Origin of the sequence: Type-D symbiont of Plautia stali (assembly GCF_001485335.1) — a bacterium.
In the GTDB taxonomy this organism is placed as follows: Bacteria; Pseudomonadota; Gammaproteobacteria; order Enterobacterales; family Enterobacteriaceae; genus Pantoea; species Pantoea vagans_C.
This window is the reverse complement of record NZ_BBOC01000172.1, coordinates 1-2,214: the sequence shown is the minus strand read 5'-3', so window position 1 is coordinate 2,214 and position 2,214 is coordinate 1. Positions and strand designations below refer to the sequence as shown.

General features: G+C 55.3%; 4 protein-coding genes. All 4 read left to right on the top strand.

The features are described 5' to 3' along the window. Positions 1-111, top strand: a 111-nt coding sequence (locus PSSD_RS28555) for a nitrate reductase (protein WP_072215045.1), incomplete at its 5' end; no start/stop codon positions are given. Between the two features lie 11 nt (positions 112-122). Next, positions 123-554, top strand: coding sequence for a nitrate reductase cytochrome c-type subunit (gene napB / locus PSSD_RS25745; protein WP_039329736.1), 432 nt, complete (start codon positions 123-125; stop codon positions 552-554). 8 nt (positions 555-562) lie between these two features. Next, the gene (gene napC / locus PSSD_RS25740; RefSeq protein ID WP_039329734.1) at positions 563-1,147 is read left to right on the top strand and encodes a cytochrome c-type protein NapC; all 585 of its coding nucleotides are present in this window, start codon (positions 563-565) and stop codon (positions 1,145-1,147) included. Positions 1,148-1,862: 715 nt separating this feature from the next. Next, positions 1,863-2,214 (top strand): NUDIX domain-containing protein (locus PSSD_RS25735; RefSeq protein ID WP_153011524.1); only part of this gene is annotated, 352 nt, incomplete at its 3' end.

The following is a 2,214-nucleotide window of genomic DNA, read 5'->3' as shown; positions in this document are numbered from 1 at the left end:
CCGTTCTTCGATGCGGGCGTGCTGGCCAATAACGTCACGTTAGATGCCACCGATCCGCTGTCGAAGCAGACCGATTATAAGAAGTGCGCCGTCAAGCTGGTTAAAATTTAAGGCAGGATGCAATGAAACTCTTTCACACACTCATCACTTTAGCCGCCTTGCTGGTGGGCGGCGCAGTCTGGGCCGAAAAAGGTGTCAATCTCAATCAGTCACCGGAAGTGACCGCCACGCAGCAGGGCACTATTCATCAGCCCAAAGAGCAGAGTCGCAAGCCGCTTAACTACGTGAATCAGCCGCCGGTGATCCCGCATAGCGTAGACGGCTATCAGGTGACGAAAAACGTCAACCGCTGCCTGCAGTGCCACGGCACGCAAAGCTATCTCACCACTGGCGCGCCGCGCGTCAGTCCTACGCACTTTACCGATCGCGACGGCCTGGTGAGTAGCACCGTATCGCCACGGCGTTACTTCTGTTTGCAGTGCCACGTGCCGCAAACCGATGCCAAACCGGTGGTGGAAAATACCTTTAAACCGGCCAGTGGTTTTGGGCAATGAGGTTGAACATGAAAGAGAGATTACTGCGCATCTGGCGCTGGTGGCGACGCCCCAGCCGTCTGGCGCTGGGCACACTGCTGATTTTGGGCTTTGCCGGCGGCATCATTTTCTGGGGTGGATTTAACACCGCGATGGAGATGACTAACCGCGAGCAGTTCTGTATTGGCTGCCACGAAATGCGCAATAACGTGTATCAGGAATATATGCAGACGGTGCATTACAACAACCGCAGCGGCGTGCGTGCCACCTGCCCGGATTGCCATGTGCCACACGAGTGGGGCCCGAAAATGCTGCGCAAATTGCAGGCCAGCAAAGAGGTCTACGCGAAGATTTTTGGCCTGATCGATACGCCACAAAAGTTTGAAGAGACGCGCATCGAACTTGCGCAGAACGAATGGCGCAGGATGAAGAACAACAATTCGCAGGAGTGTCGCAACTGTCACAATTTTGATTACATGGATTTCACCGCACAGAAAACCGTGGCGGCCAAAATGCACAGCAAAGCGGTGCAGGATGGGCAAACCTGTATCGATTGTCACAAGGGTATCGCGCACCATTTGCCGGATATGAAAGAGCAGCCGAACGGATTTTGATGTTAAATCCAGGTCGACATAAATGTCGTAATGCTTCTCAGTTAAGCCACTGACGATAACGCCGTCTGGGGCCGCTCCGGGGCAGGCGGTCCTCGCGCCGCTACGCGGTACCTTCACTTCACTCGTCTGCCATACGGACCGGTGGCGATGGAACATCCATGTTCCAGCGCCACCTTTCGCCCGCGTCCTGCGGGCTCTCCTGGCATACTCTCTCAGCTCAGCGCTGCGGATGCCTGCCCCGGTGCGGCCCCAGCCGGCTCATCAACTTCAGTGCGGGTTGTCAAAAAGAGCACACTGCTTAAAGCTATGACGTCTCTGCTGCACACTCAGGGCTATCCGCAGCGCTGAGACTTTTACGTTGGGCCAGGAGCCCCACGCGGGGAGGCGTGGGGCAGTTCGCGGCCGACCATGGATGGTCATCCGCGAACGGTCCGTCCGGCACGACGTGGAAGTCGAAGGTACCGCTTTAGCGGCGCGAGGACGGCCCAGAGGGGGCAGTAGTGGCGGCAGAGCCCGCACAGAAAAGACAGGCCACTTATCAATAAGCAACCAGAGTTCTTAACTGACAAGCATTACGGCATTTATGGCGACCAGCCCATCACCGCACGAGATTGATGACGCAATTTATTGCGCATCAACCGCACAAATTCAGATAGTTTTCCCCACCGCTTGCGCCTATTATCTCTGGCTCCCTCAGATAAGCAGTGGAGCGGCCATGTCGTTAAAGATCAACATCATCAAAGACAAGTTGCTGTCAGATAATTACTTTATCCTGCGCAACTTCACCTACGAACTGACGCGCAGCAACGGCGAAGTGGTGCGTCATAAGCGCGAAGTCTATGACCGTGGCAACGGCGCCACCATCCTGCTCTACAACCGCGATAAAAACACCGTGCTACTGATTCGTCAGTTCCGCATTGCCACCTACGTCAATGGCAATCCCACGGGCGAACTGATTGAAAGCTGCGCCGGGCTGCTTGACGATGACACGCCAGAAGATTGCATCCGTAAGGAGGCGATTGAAGAGACGGGTTATGAAATTGGTAAAGTGGAAAAGCTGTTCGAAG

Bases quoted from the DNA above. Each gene is read 5' to 3' on its own strand.
- napB (WP_039329736.1), top strand. From the start codon at position 123: ATGAAACTCTTTCACACACTCATCACTTTAGCCGCCTTGCTGGTGGGC.
- napC (WP_039329734.1), top strand. From the start codon at position 563: ATGAAAGAGAGATTACTGCGCATCTGGCGCTGGTGGCGACGCCCCAGC.